Source organism: Paenibacillus sp. FSL H8-0280 (genome assembly GCF_045040665.1).
GTDB lineage: Bacteria > Bacillota > Bacilli > Paenibacillales > Paenibacillaceae > Paenibacillus > Paenibacillus xylanexedens_A.
The window spans coordinates 3,832,854-3,852,118 of record NZ_CP150296.1; the positions used below are offsets into that span (position 1 = coordinate 3,832,854).

A 19,265-nucleotide genomic window follows, 5' to 3' on the forward strand; every position below is an offset into this window, starting at 1 on the left:
GACAAGCACATGATCAAGAGATACGTTTGAGGAATATGGGGCATTTATTAATGCAGGTGTATTTTATTGGCCAAATGAACTTTCTAAATCAACACCTTACCAAAAAAACTTAAATCATATTGAACTTAAAAAAAAGGTAGGAGATAGAATAGCCATTGTAGTAGTGATCCGCCCATAATAGTGTGAAACTTTTACGTACAATTATTTAAGGAGGGTATCTTCACATGAAACGTATGTCAATTTCTGAATTGAATGAAATTTTAGTAAAAGCAACACTCTCGGCCAGACAAGAGGCCAAAAGCAATGGTGTGCCCATTGTATATGAAGAAAATGAAAAAATGATCAAGGAATACCCGGATGGCAGAAAAACAGAGATTATATATGAAAAAAATGGTAACAAAAAGGAAATTGAATACCCATGAGCTGAAATAAATGAGCTGATCATTGTTCAGCTGTCGCGGAACAAGAACATTGTTGCATTAAAAGTCGCTATTATAGCGGCTTTTTTGTTTTAAGGAACCAAGTTCTTGTCCCAAGCTGAGGACAAGAACTTGGTCCTTTGCCGAAAAGGACAAGAACTTGTACCTATTGCCGGAATGGACAAGAACATAGTCCGATTGCCGATTAGATGCATAGCTAAACATTGAGCACATGCAGTTAGAACTTCATTAAGTACCATAATAAATGAAAATGTTCACATTGATATGGGACAACTGACACGAAGAGAGGTTAAACACAGTCTCTAGTATTAAAAAAGCGAAATATCGGACTAAAACTAGCGGTTGAGGACAAGAACATGTTCCCATTTTCGATTAGATGAATATATAAGTGTGAGTAGTGAGTCTCTTTTGAGCGACTAACAGGCTATTATACTCCGATGTATGCCGTTCCTCATTTTTATCTATATAAGACATCTTTAGATTAATTTAATTCAAGCCATAGAAACATCAACATATAGTATATATATATATTCAAAAATACAACATAAGCTATTATAGGATCAAGTGTTCGCATAAAATATGTTGACTTTTTCCAGTTACTAGATTACGATTATATAGGTAAATCGGCCCATGGCATGATTAATGCCCATTACTCTTAAAGAGCAGAAACAGATTGGCAATTTTTAATTTGTGTATATTTTATGCACAAATAATGAGAATATATAACATTGTGGAAGGATGAAGTTTTATGCCGCATAATCAAAGCCAATTCGAAGGTTTTCATAATGCAATTAAACTAAGCGACGAGTCTACCATTCTTAAAGAAAAACGAGATATCATTATCAAACGTCTAACTGAAAAAATGCCAGCAGCTGCTAAGTCCTACACAACCTTTAATCAGGGTAGTTATGCGATGAGAACTGGTATTAAACCTTTAGACGGAGAAAATTATGACATTGACTTAGGACTTTATTTTGACATGTCAAAGGAAGATGCGAATCCTCTTGAGGCAAAAACTTGGGTCTATGATGCCCTTGTGGGTCACACAAACGATGTCGTAATGAAAACCCCCTGTGTAACTGTTACATATGCTGCTGGGTATCATGTTGATGTAACAACATATGCGTCAGAGAATAATGATGGAAAGGTATATTTAGCAAAAAGTAAGTTGGGAAGTACTTTAGAAAATCAGAGTTGGAACGAATCAAACCCTAAAGATTTAATTAAAGAGATTAGAGAAAAATATTCGGACGAGGATGACAGAAAACAATTCCGTAGAATCGTTCGTTATCTTAAACGTTGGAAAGATGTCCAATTTAAAGGTACTACCTATGGTAAGCCTACTGGGATTGCTCTAACCTCGATTGTTTATCATAATATGCAAGTTAAAACAGAAGTTGTAGACTTTTTTTCTGGAGAAAAAAAATATCGTGACAGTGAGGCTCTTATCCACCTTATCTCTACATTTCTTTCAACATTCACCACTAGATTGGCGGTTGAGGAGGGTGAGGTTATTCAATATCCTTATGTAGAAGTAAATTTACCAGTTTCTCCTTACCCTAATTTGCTCGAAAGAATGACCCTGAAACAAATTAAGGTATTCAAAGAGAAGTTAGAGAAACTCCTAGCTTGTCTTATTGAGGCAAGAGATGAGGTCGATAGCGCAGATGGAGCAACTATACTTCAAAAACAATTTGGAGACGACTTTCCTGTGCCTTCCAAAGATCCTGGGCAAAGAGCTGCAATTCCAGCTATAATTCCGTCAACAGAGTCAGCGTAAGAGAAGAGGGATCAGTTGTGAATATTATTGAAGAGACTATAGACTATATTAAAAAATATGGCAAAGCTATTGTAGAAGATATAACTTTGATTTCCGAAGTGTCCCTCAAGCAGTATCCTCGTAATATAGAACATGCATTTCGAATTCAGATTGAAATATTAGAGGGACCGGCCACTCTTGTGGTCGGTTTGCCTTTTGATTTTCCTGCCTCCCTGCCTCACTTCTATGATTCTCAGCAACAATTTGGTTTTATTCCCCATATTGAAAATGATAGGTTTATCTGCTTTACACAGAACGAAAGTCTAGTCATTGATGAAAGATATCCCGGTAAAGTCGTTTTAGATTGTTTAGAGAAAGTAATCTCTGTCCTTGAAACTGGGGAAACGACAGCTGAAAATCATGATTTTCTTGAGGAATTTGAGGTATACTGGGCAAAGAACTGCAACTGTGAAGCACATACAATTGTTAACGAGAATAATGGGGCAGTACGCGAGTTGGATATATATATGATGCCCAAGAACGAATTAACGTACTTTATTTGCGAAAAGAATTATAATGCAGAACACTATATGCGAACGACATTTCATTTACCCAAAGAGGAATTAATCAAGACAAGATGCATTTATATCCCTCTTAAAAATGGAACATTCACCTTACCACCAAGACGTGGCCAATTCTGGAGCTTTAAGGATTCAAAAGATTTTATTATGAAGAATCTTGATTCAACAAACAAAAATATTCTATTGAAATTGCTAAGTAATACCCCAAAAAGAAACCGTAACTATGACTATTTCTGCCTAGGGCTACCTATTGACACGGAAAAAAAAGCAATGTTCGGTATGACATTAAATTATCCAGTAGGCATGATTCGTAAAGGAAAAAAAACAATCCATCCTTTTGTTCAACGCCCCTTAAAAATAGAAGTTAGTCCATTTAAAATTTATAGACATCAAAAAGAATTTTTACTCCAAAGAACTGGGGGAGATACGGGTTTCACTAACAAAAACGCTGTCGTTGTTGGCGTAGGCGCTATTGGGAGTTTAGTTGCAGCGGGATTAGCAAAAGCCGGTTTTCAAAGGATAACTCTTATCGACCATGACTTTCTTGATGTAGAAAACATATATCGCCATGAACTTGGGTTTGACCAGGTGTTTGATAATAATGAATCTAAAAAACTCATCCGTCAATTTAAAGTTGAAGCCTTAAAAAAGGAATTCGAACGTAAATATCCTTTTACAGAAGTAGTTACTATCCCAAAAAGAATAAAAACAGTACTCACTGAAAACCTAATTGATTGGAGTACGGTTAACTATGTTACTGTCTGTATCGGTGCGCCAAACGTAGAAATGTCTATTAATAGGTATATGCACAAACTAGATAGCTCCCCTCCAGTTATTTATTCTTGGGTTGAGCCCTTTGGGATAGGAGGGCATGTCCTTGTCACTCTAAATAAAGAGAAACATGGCTGCTATCAGTGCCTATTCCGACCTCTTAGTAATGAAGAACCAATAAGAAATCTATCCTCTTTTGCAAAACCCGGCCAGTCATTTACTAAATCGCTTGGTGGATGTGGTACCTACTTTACTCCATATAGCTTTCTTGATAGCGAAGAGACAGCAAATAAAGTACTGCGTACGGTTTACCAAGTTTCTCGGGGTCAAATACAAGGAAACCCAATATTATCTTGGAAAGGGGATTCAGCCTCCTTTGTAGAACATGGCTTTCGGGTAAGTAGTAGATATGAAATGTCAGAGGAAACATTGATGAAAAATAAATTACTTTATTATGATCCTAACTGTCCTGTCTGTTCTAAAAAGGAGTCACATTAATGATGTCAAAAGCTATATTCCCCTTACCCGATAATCGTAAAATTAAGATAGGTAATGACGTCTTACAAATGCTGTTTTCCTTTGCTCAAGATCAAAAGAATTCCCCGGAATCCGGGGGGATTTTAATTGGAAGAGTACTTGATTGTAGTTCTCATATAGTAGTAGACCATGCATCACGTCCTATGGAAAGCGATGTTCAAACGAGGCACCGTTTTATTAGGAAAGCTGCTGAGCACCAGGAGTTTTTTAATCAGACCTGGGAAAGTAGTGAAGGCAGATGTTTCTATCTTGGTGAATGGCATACACATCCTGAAACACATCCAACTCCTTCTGCTATAGACAAGCGTGAATGGAGAAAATTATTAGCAAAATCTATACAAGACCAAAATCAATTGTTTTTTATCATTGTAGGAACTATAGAGCTAGTTGTATGGTATGGACAACGACAAGCGAACAAAGATACTTTCCTTAGAATTGGGTCTTATAAACGGAACGAAATTCAATACTAATATCAATGGAGGTGTTGTAATGACTAGAAGAAATCTTTCATCTGCGGAAAATTACCATTTATGGATGGTGAGTGGGGGGATTTGTACATTCGAAGGATGTAATGAAAGATTAGTTGTTAATACGAAAGGGAAACTGACAAATTCAGGTATTAAAGCACATATTATTGGTCATAAAAAGGGGGCAGCTCGGCACGAGTTTGCAAAAGAATTTGGGTACTCTGATGGCAACTTGGAAGATATCTCTAATTTAATGCTTATGTGTTATACACATTCTAAGCTAATTGATGATCCTCACACAAGAGGCTCATTTCCACCAGCTTTATTGTTTGATATGAAGAGCAAACATGAAGAATGGGTAAGAAGTTGGACAGATGAGAAGAAGAAGAGTCTTGCTATTGTTCATAAGAGGCTCGGCCCACCACTTACGACATTACCTTTAACCGAACATTCTCCTAATATCATGCTTGAAGCTATTGAAAGTCAAGTTGAATTCACTAATTTCTCTCCTGCTGGTTGGGAGCAAGGAAAAGCTGATAATGAGAAACTCTACGCAAAGTTTGTCACTCGAATCAATAAAGGAAAGTACGATGTAGCTGAAGTTTATGCCATTTCTCCAATCCCCCTTTTAATTCATTTAGGGAAACTAATTTCAGACACAGTTCCTTTAACAGTATACCAATATGATAGAGAAGTAGGCTTCTGGGTTAACAAAGCACCGGATAAAGCTTTGTTAGAAGATTTGAATCCTACTACGTCATTCACAGATAAGGAATCTAATGAGTTGGTTGTAACTATTTCAGTTAGTGATACGATTACAGACGAGGATGTTCATGCCATTTTGGGAGAAAACCAGGATCGGTATGATATTTTGATTAAGAATCCTCATGTAAAACGATTACTTTATTTTGAACATGTACAGCAAATTCAAAAGCTTTTTAAGGATAATGTTGAAGCCTTACACCGTCAAAAGAAGTATAAATTAATTCATCTGTTGTTTAGTGGACCAGCCGGGTTGGCTATTGAGCTCGGACGGAGTATCAATACAAATATGTGGCCAGAAGTAGTTGTGTACGAATTTAAGTATCGAGGGACCCCTCGCTATCAGAAAGCTTTTTGTATTTAATCGTGAAATGAGATGATGATTGTTTGCCTTCATGGAATCTCAGGTTAGAATGGAATCTGTTGTTCTCCTTCACTCGAAGAAATCATGGCTCATAGTTCTATCGTACATCTCAGGATTGAATTAATATTCTTTCCTCTGTAAGATAGTTACATTATGAAATACAATTTTTTCCTTGTCGTCTAATCAACAGGGATGAGGAGAATCTTTCAACAAAAGTAAAGGATATCACTTAAGGAGACAATAGGTATGCGGGCCCGTATGCCTTTTTGTCTCCATTTTTCGTATCCACAAATTCACAGGATGAATGTATACCAATCATGCCAACCTCAGGTTCCAAGACGAGGAGAAGTATTCCCTATACATAATTCATTGTGTCCTCATCATGAGTGAAAGGAAATTGTCGGGGGACAAGAACATATTCCCATTGAAAGTCGCTAATTTAGCGGCTTTTTTATTTTATCGGTACAAGTTCTTGTTCCAAGCTCAGGACAAGAACTTGTACCGATTACCGAAAAGGACAAGAACTTAATCCGATTGCCGATTAGATGATTATCTAAGTAATATCGATGTATTAAAACCTCAATAAGCAGCATAATGAGGACAGTTTTCACATTGTTATGGAACAACTTCTTAGAATAGAGGCGGTTAGGTATTCATCAAGCGAATTATTGGTACTGAAACAAGCTGTCGAGGACAAGAACTTCTACCGGTTGACGTTATGGAGCACATGGACGATAGTTCATTAAGCTAACGGGCAGGTTAGTTTAATAAAACTGCATTCAACTCATCATATTGGGAAAAAATAAAATATCCCAATCACGAGGTGTATGCATTTGATAAAAGTAATCTTGACAATCGTTTTAGTGCTTGGATTAACTTCTGTGATCGAAACTCCAGCCTTGGCCAAAGAAACTCCGCCGTTAACAGACACAATTCAATGTTCGTTAATGCAGCAGGCATTGATAATCGAGTTACATCCTCAAATAATGGATGCACTTCAACAAAAGTACCACAATAATTTTATGTTCGGGAACGCCCATGTGTTGCCGATCCAAGGTGAGGATATCCTGGAGTTTGAGTTCATTGTGGAAATGACGGTAATGAAAGAAGAGCAGCCAGAAACAGTTCAAATGACGTTTCGACGAGATGGTCTTAATGGCTATATGGTAGATCATGTTAATGTTATTCCTACTAAGAAACAAGATTAAACTAACGGGAAACGTTAGCTCAAAGCTGGTCAACGTCAATCGGCTGCTTTTGTTCAAAGTTCTAATATATAGTAATACAACAATAAGGAATAATGAGGGAAGGGATGCAAAATTATCCCAGCGGTCCGTTTAGACGTGTCATTTTTATTGAGCAGTGAGCAGGTTCACTCACGATCTCGTAGTTACAGTCGAAGGCGGGACCGTAGATCCGGTAGATGTCGCCAGGGTTGCCCTGGTTCTGCACGACGGCATCACCGGGTTTGACGACCATGTCCTCACCCCACGGGGCTTCAATCGCTTGGGGAGATCGGCGACCTCCTCTGCTGCCGAGAGCGCTTCGGTCGGAGTCAGGTTCGTTGTAGGTTCGCTGTTTGGGCATGCAGTTAACGCCAGTGCTGCGATAACGAGAACGGACGTGGTAGTCACACGAACTCCGCTGACGAAATTGGTACGCACGGCAACACTTGCAGTGTTTACGATACGACTATGCGTAGCCCGTCTGGCCGGTTGCGTTATTGCATTAAATCGGCAGCGCTTCGCTTTATTCCGAAGGAGGATCTGAAGAAAGAAGGATACGGGGAATACCTTCACTGGTTTGATAATGATTCCTCGGAGTACTGAGTTTTATGAGATCCGCAGTTGATTCCAATACAGAGTCCTTTTAACGGGAAACAAAAGCTCAATTGGTAGCAGCGGCTTTATTATTCTAACGATATAAGTTCTTGTCAAAAGCCAGTGACAATGACTTATATCGTTTGCCTATTGAGGACAAGAACATGTATTGTTTTAACCAAACGAGGAGAGGGAAAAATCGAATGCATACGATTTCGTTCCCTAGACATAATAAATCGAGTATGACTTACTCAAAGGAGGTGAGAACATGAAAGATACCCGAACGACCAATAAGGATAAGATGGTTTTTCATGCAGGGGAGATTCACACTAATGATTACGTATATAGATGTATAGGTAATCCCGCTTTTGCTTATATTTGGGCTTCGGAATATACGCGCTTGGAAAACTTAGTCGAATTAAGGTATCAAGTTAGAGCATGGTATGCGGAGAAAACACTTGACGGTCCGGACAGAATTTATGAAAAATTAGAACACATAGCTGATTCCGACTGGCATAAAACACCTCAGCAATGCAGAGAAGAAATAGCGAATAACGCTGGTATAGAATTTGGAGAAGTTGTTAATAAGAACGCTATCGGTTCTTTACCAGCGGAAATAAGAAACCTTTCTTACGTTGACAATGAGCACACTCAATAAAAAACGGCGCAGTTAATACCGGCCGCCGCTTTAGTCAGAATTTTTATTCGAAAGATCAAAATTTTTTGCATAACTTGTTGTCGAGGGACAAGAACATGGTCCCATTAAAGTCGCTATTTTAGCGTCTTTTTTGTTTTAAGGAACCAAGTTTTTGTCCCATTCTGAGGACAAGAACATTGTGTCATTTATATTGCTGCGGGCTTTCCTGTGCCTCAATAGCATGGGTTATCCACCTACTGATCCGACCAACCACCCTCGCAGATAAATTGAGAATGAAACGGGGAACGTAGAAGGGATCGGTACAAGTTCTCATCAGCAGAAGAAGATGTCAAGGGACAAGAACATAGTCCGATTAACGATTAGATGAGTATCAAAATGTCGTTCTTCTAAAGGACATCCATGTAGAGAGACATGAACAAAATCCCGTTGTAGTCTTTAATCGTTGAAGTTTTTAGACTTAGCTTAAACTAAGATTTTTTTATCAAGAAACGAGCTTTTCCTGAGTTAAAGGAAGAACTAATTCCAAATGTAACGATTAAAGACATGGGGCCAATGTCGATTAGAATATAGCTTTGTTCAAAAAAATTAATAAAAATACCTAACAAAAATTATATTTTTAGCAAACATGGGGATGCTACAAGTGAATAAAAATCTGAAAGGAGCTTACTATGGAGTCAACTATTCTTATTTTTTGTTTACAGAAAGCTGCTGAAGCATTTGGTACGAAGGCTGCAACCATAATAATAACCGATATTGGACGAGGAATTGCAGAACGAATATCCGGGGATTTATTCAGAACATCTGTTGAGGAAATATGTGAACGTGTTCAAAAAATTATCGAAGAATCTTTTTTTAACAGAGATCTCGCCTCATCCAGAAGTATAACAAGACTCTTTTTTGAAGCAGCAAGTACCAAAGATTACGATGTACTTACTGACTTATACAGAGACTCAGATCATATAATTGAGCAATTAATGTCAAAAGTAAATAGTTGGGAGGGCTACCTGGCGACTGTTCAACTGATGTCCGTAGCTTTGTTGATAATAGCAAGTCTTCGTGAAAAACCAAATGAAGGTGATACAGATTACTATAAAACTTACCATGATGTTCTACTTAAACGAGGCAAATTATATGCAGAGTGGGCAATCCCAAAGGCGGAAATGATAGTACAAATTGCTCAAGATAGCGTTTCAAAAGGAGTAGGTCCGTATTACCCAACTCCATTTGCTCATGAAGATTATTATGCATACGAGAAAGAATGTCCCATTGATAAAACTAAAGCCTGTTATCGTTTTCAATTTGAGTTTTACGATACATGGGCAAGTGGAATGTCTCTAGAAAGGAGAGGAGATCCGTATTATCACATTTCAAAATTTTGGAATGGAACGGTTTTAACTCCAAGTTTAGATATAAAAGAACCAGAATTCAAGAAGGCACGAATGGATGCTATTCAGAATGCAGCAAAAAAAAGAGAGGATTATTTACTACCTAGAATAGAAAAATCAACAGAAATAAGGGATTCAATAATAAATATATGCAACTTATGGAAAGATGGAGTTGCACCAACCCCATAATCGTTAAAGAGAATTTATGAAACGTTAATCTTCTCAGATTAACGTTTTTTTACGAGAGGTGGGAATTTAAACGGCAACGGGGAATGCACAAGCTAGGGGCTATCTCGATTTGTCGAGGGACAAGAACATAGTCCCATTGAAGTCGCTAATTTAGCGGCTTTTTAATTTATCGGTACAAGTTCGTGTCCCGAGCCAAGGACAAGAACTTGTACCGATTGCCGGAATGGAACAAGAACATAATCCGATTACCGATTAGATCTGTGTCTAAATAAAAAAGCGATATAATTAAAGTCTCAATAGTCAGCATAGTGCAGGTCAATTTTTACATTTCTAATGGGACAAATGACTTGATTTAGAGATAAACACGATCAGCTAGACATTAAAAAAGTAGGGTACTTTGTGCCAATGTACAAATCATCCGATTGCAAAAATCATCAGGTTTGGAGAAAGGCCTATATACATATGTACAAAATACGAGTTTTGTGAAACAGTACTAATGATTTAAAAGCTGCACAGTGATTTTCACCCCTGCACAGCCAATTCTTTATAATATTCGAGTTAATCCCAAACTACTTCTGTTCCTGCTACGAAGTCATGAATCGCACGTCGATCCTCACGCATACCGACCATAAAAGCACTCACTATAACTCCGATACCCAAAGTTAATACGTACACAAGTCCAGCTACAACAACTCGCATCAGCATCGTACCAATTTTTGGCGGTTCGTGTGTATCGTATTGGCGGATTCGAATTCCACATATACGTTTGCCTATGGTTCGACCATACCAGTAAACTGGTAATAAAATTGAGTATAAAGCACTAAGTAGCTTGGCAATCGGCTCATCCGTATCAAAGTTACCCGTAAGCACACCTGCAATAATCACTAACGGAATTGAAATAATAAGACTATCCAACACATTTGCTCCTAATCTAATCCAAAAACCTGCTTTATACAAAATGCTTTCCTCCAAACTACAATTTTAAACTAAACGGCTAATTTACTTCATGAACTCCCTTCATTAAAATATCTAACTTTATGTACACAACTCAAATAGTATAACAGAAAATTTTACCTTTTTACGATAAAACTCCTAGTTCTTCTCACTGGCACTCTTTGTGAATTTTATAACAAACTATCGAATTAACTTAGCTGCTTGTTCATGTTCACTACTTACTCTTACATAATCCTATCTAATATTGTATTCAGCTTCTAAATCTCCAATGAAAAACACCATAATAATTATGTAAACCAAAAAAACTACTCAACATTTGTTAAGTAGCCATCTGTTCGTTCTGCATCTGCCCTCTTCGCCAAATCTTATTCTCCACAATGGCGTAGACTAAACCGGCGATGGCAAATATCCATATCGATGTCATTCGATTCAGATTGTATCCATTCACAAAATATGGATTGTACATGAGATCAAAAACCCACAGCCCGCCCCATCCAAACCCAATCATATAGATGAAAGTTCTCACTATAGGAAAGCATACATATTTCCGCAGAAACCATGATATTGGGCTAATAATAGCAACATAAAAAGCGACTAAATAGTGTCCGAATCCCAGGATGAGCGATAAAATATATATTACTCCCCCTGCATTACGTAAGCCGTAATACTCTGTCGTTGCAATATGGTACCCTTCAATCCTTTCAAGAACGATATAAGCCGTTAAGCTTATTCCAATAAATATACATGCTAATACCATGTACCGTTGAACCGCGTTCACCAACATCAGATCACCCCAATGTCTAAACGCAGCCAGAACCGCTCAAGTTACATGATTTCGAACAAATTACACAATTACACATAGGCCTCCGTTAGGTTCAGTTAAAGTTAAAGTTAATCCATCATAAATTGATCTAATTCAACGACTACTTCTGACCTTCCAGAATCATCGTACCCAAACGGTCCATAAGCTCCATTCTTCCCATGGCTGTGTAGGAATAGTTGTAGTTATCGACATTGGAAATTTTGTATATCTTGCCGTTCTTTACGGCGTTCATGTTATTCCACACCTTGCTGTCTACCATCTTGTTCTCACTATTCTCCATCAATAGCAGACGATCCGAATTAACGGTAGCCAGAGCCTCCAGTGCGATCTGTTTACCGCCCCAGCCCTCTGGATCAGGGATACCCTCTGTGCGCTTTAGGCCCCATTCACCGTATAACATCTCAGCTGCCCCTTTATTGGAATAGATGACCAGGTTGTTTGGATATGTCTCAATTACGGCAAAGGATTCACCATTTACAGCCGCCTCCAGCTTTTGTTTCCACTCTGCAGATTTCGCACCATATTTGGCCAGATATTCATCTTTCTTGCTTTCTTCTTCAAACGTATCTGCCAGGAACGTCAAGCGTTCTCTCCAATCAAAGTAGGAGTATGGCAATGCAATCGTAGGCGCGATTTTGGATAAAGTTTCATACTGATCCGTGTTAAAATCCTTACCCAAGATAATCAGATCAGGATTGGCACCCGCTATAGCTTCAATGCTTAAGGGGAAACCATACCAGCCCAGATTAACGGTATCTGCACTCAGCTGATCCTTAATGGTTTGCGTGAGTTCCTCCGGGTTACCATAATCCGCGCTCATCGTGGCCACAGGTGTTTTCCCAATGATCAACAGTTCTTCTGTAGAGCCGGATAGATCAACAATGCGCTCTGGATTCAAAGGGATCGTAATCTCTTCTCCATTCGGGTTGGTAATCAATTTGGTCGTTGCTTGTGCAATTCCCTCAGAGGAGCTGGCCATTTTACTGGTGGTCTGGGTCGTTCCACAGGCCGCCAAGGTGAGCATACAGCATAGTGCAATCCATACAGGAATTCGTTTAAACATCGTTGTCATTCTCCTTTTATGTCAGTTCATTAGCCACATCAGGCTTATTTGCTTCAGTTTTTATCTATCTCATCGAACACTCATGATCCGTTCACTTTTACCTGCCAGCCTTCCGCATCCTGTTGTAATTGCCACAACCGAGCGTAGATGCCTGAGTGATCTAACAAATGCGCATGAGTTCCTTGCTCTACGAGCTGACCATGGTCCAATACAAGGATCTGATCCGCATTCTGAATGGTCTTTAATCGGTGTGCAATCAAAATGACCGTTTTGTCCGCGACCAGCTCATTAATCGCTTGCTGCACTGCGGCTTCGTTCTCCGGATCAAGTGAAGCTGTAGCTTCGTCAAGCAATACGATCGATGCATTTTTCAACAAAGCACGTGCAATGGAAATACGCTGTTTCTCCCCACCAGATAACGTCGATCCACCCTCGCCAACGAGCGTATCGTACCCTTGAGGCAGACTGGAGATAAACTCATGACAACAAGCTCTGCGCGCGGCCTCTTCAATCTCGAATTGCGTAGCGTCTTTCTTTCCTACACGAATGTTGTTGCCGATCGTATCCTGGAACAGATACACGTCCTGGAAGACCACAGAGATATCCTGCAACAGCTTCTCCGGGTCCATCTGATCAACGGGTCTGTCACCAATGCGAATGGTGCCTTGCTGTACATCCCAGAAACGGGCAATGAGACGTGTGACTGTACTCTTACCACTACCGGATGGGCCCACCAGCGCAGTAATGGTATGCGGCTCAATCGTAAAGGACAAGTCTTTCAACACCGGCTGCTGGTCATCATATCCAAAGGTCACCTGGTCAAATGAAATCGCCTGATTGGGCTGTACATCTCCCGTTCCTGCCATCGGTGCTTCCTGCTGCACATCCATAATGCGTCTTGCACTATATGCAGAGTACCGCATCTCCCCATAACTCATCAGTACAACCGTCAACGGCTCAAATACCTTCGTACCTACCAGCAAAAATAGCAGAAATACCGGTAGGGACAACTCACCGCCTGCAAGCAAATAACTGCCCACGAGAATCATCCATGTCATTCCTGATCGTGCAAGCAACATCGCGCCCATGATCATCGGTCCCATGATGCCTTCCAACCGAATGGAAGCGGATTTCAATTCGTCAAAAGAACGACGCAGCCGTTCAAAACGTTTCCCCCCCATATTGTGGGCCTTAATCTCACGAATACCGCTCAGATACTCCTGCAGCCGGCTGGCGGCTTCATTTTTAGCCCGAACATGGTTCTCACTCAGCCGTGCCTGAATCGAATCCGTAAGCCATAACAGCGCTACACCTAAGGGAACGGCAACAAACATGGCTACGGCCATTCTCCAATCCACCAACAGAAGTCCGCCAAAAGCGAGCACCGGAAGCACAATCGCGCTGATCAGCTGTGACAGATTGTGAGAGATCGTATGCTCGACCTGACCATAATCACTCAAGATCAGATTCGTCAGATCCCCAGGATCACGTTTCCCGAAAAATCCTAACGACAGATGACGAATATGTTCTGCCAGCTTCAACCTTCCTGAGGCCGCGAGGCTGTATGCTGCCCGATAGGTCTTGTCATAGAGCGAAGCGTAAGCCGCATATTCCACCAGAAGCCAGGCAAACAGGATGCAGCATACAATCCACATTCGGTTGATATCCAGTCCTTTGTCCGGTTCAGAGAAAGACTTATAAATCGTATTGAATATGTCCACAAGCAGCGCCGCAGGAACAATCTTTGCAATCCCGTCCAGAATCGCTGCAATTACCGAAGGAAGCAGACTACGCGGGTTACCCCCAGATATATTGTATAAATAATTCCTCATCGTACTGCACCTCCAAGCTTCCAGGAAGCTGCACTGATATGGGCTTGCCACATGTGCTCATACACTCCGCCTAATGCACGCAATTGATCATGTGTCCCACGCTCGGCAATCGTTCCCTTTCGGATCACGAGAATTTGCTCTGCTGCACGAATCGTTGTTAGACGATGAGCAATAATCAGTACTGTTTTGCCTTGAACCAATTGGGCTAGACCTTGCTGGATCTTGTGCTCATTCTCTGCATCCGCGTAGGCCGTCGCTTCATCCAGGACCAGAATCGGAGCATTTTTGAGCAATGCCCGTGCAATCGCAATTCGCTGTGCTTCACCGCCGGACAGGTACGTGCCGCCTTCTCCGATTTTGGTATCATATCCGGCGTCCAGCTTCTCGATAAATTCATGACAGCAAGCATTTTGAGCCGCAGCTATAACGTCCTGTCGTGAAGCTGATGTATTGCCCATCCGAATATTTTCTTCAATCGTATCGTAGAACAGATGTACATCCTGAAATACAAAGGACACGGTATCCATCAGCTTCTCCGTACCCATCTCCTGAATCGGAATTCCACCAATCGTAATCTCACCTTCCTGTACATCCCAGAAACGAAGTAATAGATTAGCAATGGTTGACTTCCCCCCACCAGAAGGTCCGACAAATGCGGTCATCTCTCCTGCGTTGGCTACAAAATCAATCTGTTCAAGTACAGGTTTATATGCTTCGCTCTCCTTACGTTCATAAGCAAACGATACCTGCCGAAAGGCAACCTCATATGTATCCGGAACTTTGGGCAACTCAGGTTCTTGTACAAGCGGCTCGGCAAACACCGATTCAATCCGCTTCTGTCCTTCCACAATCTCTCGCATCCCACTACCCAGATACATTAACTTCAATAACGGTGCAGATAGACTCGGGGTAATGATCAGAAACAGAATAAACGTGATCGCAAACGACTGATTCCCCGCATTTCCACTTGACAGCAGAATACCCACCGGAACAATGAAGGTAAATAACGAGATCATGATTACAAAAAACAGCCCGTAAGATGTTTTACATAAACCTGTTATTTTCAACGAAATATCCCGGTACCGCGTTACCGCCTGTTTAAACGTTAGAAATGAATCGGCTGTAATGCCAAATACTTTCACTGCTGGCATACCTCTCACGTATTCAACACCCGTCGCATTCATTTCTTCTATGGCAAGCTGAAAATCACGATAAGCCTGACGGCCTCGTTCGCTGCGGAAGATACGACTTTGGAGCCAGAACCCGATTCCAATCGGAACCATAAGCGTCAGCGCCATGCGATAATCAAGCCAGAACAGATATCCCAAGAGCATCAGTGGAATGACGACCGCACTCACCAGATCCGGCAACTGATGGGCGATAAATTTCTCGATTTTCTCCACACTGACTTCGATGATCTTCTTCAGCTCACCGGTTGCCGTCCGAGTGTGATACCCCATGGGTACTTTGGCAACATGTTCCGCAAGTCTCACTCTGAGCTGGTACAAAATGTTGAACGCGGCAATGTGTGAGCACATCCCCCCGATATAGAGCGAAATAAGCCCTGCAATCAGGGCTACGAATGCGACGATCCCCCAATAGATCAACAGATCTCTGTCCATGGCAGAGGGCTGCCCCGCATGAGTTAGCAGTTCCTCGACGATTTTATACACTCCGACAAAAGGAACAATCTGCAACAGACTCGACAGGGTCGAGAAGATACTTGCTGTGATCAGCAGACCTTTGCGCTCCTTCGTTACTTGCATTAACCCGAACACTTCAGATGTGTTGTTCATCTCACCCCTCCTGATATTAATAATCATTCTCAATATAGCACAGTGCTATATACGCACATTAATATCTCACAGAGCCCTGAATGATCACTACCTCTTCACGGAGCAATAATACCTCTTCACGGATTATTGTTGTCTCACAGCTTCTTATAAGCCAAATTGGACATACGACCTCGTCGCTTAACTTGAGAATGACTGGTGAAGTATTTACATTCTCGCCAAGCAAAAGAAGTGTTGTTGTAGAAAGTTTTCGTTTTTTGTTTGCATAGACAAATATGACTTCTTTGATCTGTAACTCCCGTAATATTTTCCATTTAGTATGGATAAATATGTGAAGGAGTTACTTACATCATTAGACTGTCTCCTATTGAATCCAAAAGGAAGCCATATTGGATATATGGCTTCCTCGCTTAACCTGTGAATGGACACTCAACTATGAAAAGCTTTCCAGAACGAACCTTCTGTATTAATGATATCCTTGATCTGGACAAAAGGAATCGTAAACGTTGGAAACCCTGCCGCATAGGGCGCGATATCATACGGGTTGAAGTAGAGATGCAGAGCATCCGCTGAGACAAAAAACGGCTGATCCGCACTAATCCCCTTATAGGTGTCCGGAAACACATACGAGTATTGAGGATCATTTTTGATCTGATCCCCCACAATCTGGCTTAACACTTTTACGTAGTCACTATTCGGTTTAAATAAATCCTTCAGCTCATACAACTGACCATTCGTCAGATTAATGATCGCATAGATCATCGTAGGCATACCATGGGCTGCACCAGCCGGATAATTATAACCTGTGAGTTGCAGTTGCAGCAATTGCTGTTGATAAAACGTAATATCAAAATCACCTGTATACGTATAATCCAGCTGCTGATCCGCAGGGATCGGTTTAACCTGGGAGAGTTGCTTCAACTTGGCATTTAGCGCAATTTGCTCCGCTTGGTTCGTTAATCCCTCCACCTGCGGATAATATACGAGATAGTCCCTGTTCGGTTTGTATTTCTCTTCGCGTACACGGTACGGCGGATGAAGTGGAACGATTGTATTTTGCCGCCAGATGATCTGTCCTGCCCGATTCACATACGATAAACGCTGGTCTACATAGGCCTTAATCAGATCTGGTGCCACGACCTCCAGCGTACCCGAACCTTCTACATGGGGATACCCAGCGGCAGGTCTTCCACTCAGATCCAACAGATAGGTCTGTCTGCCATCCGATGCGGAAGCAAGGCCGTTTTTGTAATTGCTCACTTCGCGATATAGGAACTCCGTAAGTCTTCTGCCATTGGTATCTGCAATCGCGTATACAGAGCCAATATACGGCTGCTCCAGATTAATTGCTTGCCCCAGCGCATAACGATGCTCGCCTAGTTCGCGGATGTCATTATATGCGGGTTGAATGATAAACGATCCTTGCGTATTAATGACACCATAGTTCGATTTGTAGTCCTCTGCTGTATTAACAATCGCTTGCCCGCCGCTAAAAGGAAATGCCGATGAAAATTTGGGCTGAATGCGAATATTACCCCGTTCGTCGATGTACCCATACTTGCCCGAGGCTTCTTTTTGAAAAGCCAGCAGACCATCCCCTAGTGGTCCCACATAGGCATATGGGTACGTTGCGAGCCGATGTCCATTGCGATTAATGAGTACATATTCATTGTCCTTAATCTGCACAACCGCTTTGCCATCTTGAAAATCATTCGCCGAAGCGAACTGTGCCGGAATCACCTCATTGCCCGACGCATCCAGATAACCATACCGACTCACCGAACCATCTGACTGACCAGGATTAGAATCGTAAAATAATGCTCGACCGTCGTTCATATTTGAGATATACGGGTACGCCCGTTTGGTCAGTACTGTACCTTGTTCATTAATCATCTTAAATCCTTGAGAATCAATGGTTATCGCCCGTTCTTCGGAAAAGGAATTGATGGAATCGTATACAGGTTGAACGACATACTGCCCCTGAAGGTTAATCACACCGGCTCGACCATCCTTCACAACCACAGCCAACCCATTGGGCTGAAACTCTTGCGCGTCACCCAGTACCGGCTCAAGCCGAATGTGGCCTTGTGCATCCATATAACCCCAACGCGTCCCACTCGTAGTTCGAACGGAGACTGGATACAACCATGTCGCTACCCGGGCATGGCTTACAGGGACCATCGCCTGCGTAATTTTCTTTTCCAGCTCTTGTAGTACCTCTCTGGAAGGATAAGCTTCCGGGAAACTGAGTGCCTTCTGAACGGAAGCAAGTGCTGCCGGATACTGGCCGGCATGGTACTGAGCATCCGCAAGGTAATACCAGTAAAAGATATAATCAGGATATTGCTGGGTTAGTTGCTCGTAATATTGCACCACTTTGGGATAATAGGTTGCATATACGTCCGGTGCAGGGACCCATTTCCCATTCTGCCATCGGATAATCTCCACACGATAGGCTTCACCTGTGTCATGTATCCAGAGTGCAATCTCCACTTTCCCATCTCGACCATGTGGACCAGGCATATCTATAATCTCTGCATAGCTATAGTATAGATCGTCAGGCGCCAGATCTTTGAGCCCGGATTCCGTCCACTCATATATGGCAAGCTTAGACCAAATAGAACCAATCCGCCAACCGATAATGAGATTGTTCCTTGCCGTTGAAGTTACAGGGGCTGCAGTCATTAAAGTCACCCCATACCCCAATCCCTTAATTAGTGCCATCTTGATCCAGTGTCCTTGAACAAATTTCAGAATGAGCAAATACAGCTCACCATTCAACTGATAGACTGCAGCAATCTCCGGCATACCGTCACCGGTAAGATCTGCCGCATAGATCGCTGGATGTTGAACAGGTTTATCAATAGTGACGACCGTTGCACCAGCCGGAATATGTTGATTCACAATTTGCGTTAACAGCGGTTCGCTCATGGACATATCAGTTTCCTCCCTTATGACCGCATTCGCCTAATGGTATGCGTCATAAATCGGGATATGACATGTAATTCATTTTATATAAGTTGAACTAAAGAATACTCACACTTACCACTCTGATGACAGAACAAAC

15 protein-coding genes are annotated in these 19,265 nt (G+C 41.4%); 8 read left to right on the forward strand and 7 right to left on the reverse strand.

Translation table 11 applies throughout. From position 1 onward, the window contains the following. Window positions 1-224 precede the first annotated feature (224 nt). From MHI12_RS16720 to MHI12_RS16745, 6 genes are all read left to right on the forward strand, one after another. Window positions 225-422: a hypothetical protein gene (locus MHI12_RS16720; protein WP_133385255.1), complete on the forward strand. Its 198-nt coding sequence runs from the start codon at window positions 225-227 to the stop codon at window positions 420-422. 766 nt (window positions 423-1,188) lie between these two features. Further along, complete coding sequence (locus MHI12_RS16725; protein ID WP_405169796.1) at window positions 1,189-2,220, forward strand: nucleotidyltransferase; 1,032 nt, start codon at window positions 1,189-1,191, stop codon at window positions 2,218-2,220. 17 nt (window positions 2,221-2,237) lie between these two features. Next, a complete protein-coding gene (locus tag MHI12_RS16730) occupies window positions 2,238-4,049 on the forward strand; it encodes a ThiF family adenylyltransferase (RefSeq protein ID WP_405169797.1) in 1,812 nt (603 codons plus the stop codon). Continuing rightward, window positions 4,049-4,558: a Mov34/MPN/PAD-1 family protein gene (locus MHI12_RS16735; RefSeq protein ID WP_405169798.1), complete on the forward strand. Its 510-nt coding sequence runs from the start codon at window positions 4,049-4,051 to the stop codon at window positions 4,556-4,558. The genes MHI12_RS16730 and MHI12_RS16735 overlap by 1 nt, the downstream gene beginning before the upstream one ends. 19 nt (window positions 4,559-4,577) lie before the next feature. After that, entirely contained in the window at window positions 4,578-5,681 is a 1,104-nt protein-coding gene (locus tag MHI12_RS16740) for an SAVED domain-containing protein (RefSeq protein ID WP_405169799.1), read from the forward strand. A gap of 833 nt (window positions 5,682-6,514) precedes the next feature. Beyond that, window positions 6,515-6,889: a hypothetical protein gene (locus tag MHI12_RS16745; protein ID WP_405169800.1), complete on the forward strand. Its 375-nt coding sequence runs from the start codon at window positions 6,515-6,517 to the stop codon at window positions 6,887-6,889. Window positions 6,890-7,057: 168 nt separating this feature from the next. Here MHI12_RS16745 and MHI12_RS16750 read toward each other — a convergent pair whose 3' ends face one another. Continuing rightward, on the reverse strand, window positions 7,058-7,480 hold the full coding sequence (locus MHI12_RS16750; protein ID WP_405169801.1) for a hypothetical protein: 423 nt from the start codon (window positions 7,478-7,480) through the stop codon (window positions 7,058-7,060). 289 nt (window positions 7,481-7,769) lie between these two features. On the opposite strand from MHI12_RS16750, the gene MHI12_RS16755 reads away from it, so the two are divergent. Then, entirely contained in the window at window positions 7,770-8,159 is a 390-nt protein-coding gene (locus MHI12_RS16755) for a hypothetical protein (RefSeq protein ID WP_405169802.1), read from the forward strand. A gap of 668 nt (window positions 8,160-8,827) precedes the next feature. Continuing rightward, a complete protein-coding gene (locus MHI12_RS16760; RefSeq protein WP_405169803.1) occupies window positions 8,828-9,733 on the forward strand; it encodes a hypothetical protein in 906 nt (301 codons plus the stop codon). A gap of 558 nt (window positions 9,734-10,291) precedes the next feature. On the opposite strand, the gene MHI12_RS16765 is transcribed toward MHI12_RS16760, so the two are convergent. From MHI12_RS16765 to MHI12_RS16790, 6 genes are all read right to left on the reverse strand, one after another. Beyond that, the gene (locus MHI12_RS16765) at window positions 10,292-10,690 is read right to left on the reverse strand and encodes an RDD family protein (RefSeq protein ID WP_341007764.1); all 399 of its coding nucleotides are present in this window, start codon (window positions 10,688-10,690) and stop codon (window positions 10,292-10,294) included. A gap of 316 nt (window positions 10,691-11,006) precedes the next feature. Further along, entirely contained in the window at window positions 11,007-11,195 is a 189-nt protein-coding gene (locus tag MHI12_RS16770; protein ID WP_405169804.1) for a hypothetical protein, read from the reverse strand. A 415-nt stretch (window positions 11,196-11,610) separates the two neighbouring features. Then, window positions 11,611-12,573, reverse strand: a complete 963-nt coding sequence (locus tag MHI12_RS16775; protein WP_405169805.1) for an ABC transporter substrate-binding protein — start codon at window positions 12,571-12,573, stop codon at window positions 11,611-11,613. 80 nt (window positions 12,574-12,653) lie between these two features. Further along, complete coding sequence (locus tag MHI12_RS16780) at window positions 12,654-14,405, reverse strand: ABC transporter ATP-binding protein (protein WP_405169806.1); 1,752 nt, start codon at window positions 14,403-14,405, stop codon at window positions 12,654-12,656. Next, window positions 14,402-16,201, reverse strand: coding sequence for an ABC transporter ATP-binding protein (locus tag MHI12_RS16785; protein ID WP_405169807.1), 1,800 nt, complete (start codon window positions 16,199-16,201; stop codon window positions 14,402-14,404). Before MHI12_RS16785 ends, MHI12_RS16780 begins: the two co-directional genes overlap by 4 nt. A 426-nt stretch (window positions 16,202-16,627) precedes the next feature. Continuing rightward, window positions 16,628-19,135, reverse strand: a complete 2,508-nt coding sequence (locus MHI12_RS16790; protein ID WP_405169808.1) for a WG repeat-containing protein — start codon at window positions 19,133-19,135, stop codon at window positions 16,628-16,630. Between the last annotated feature and the right edge of the window lie 130 nt (window positions 19,136-19,265).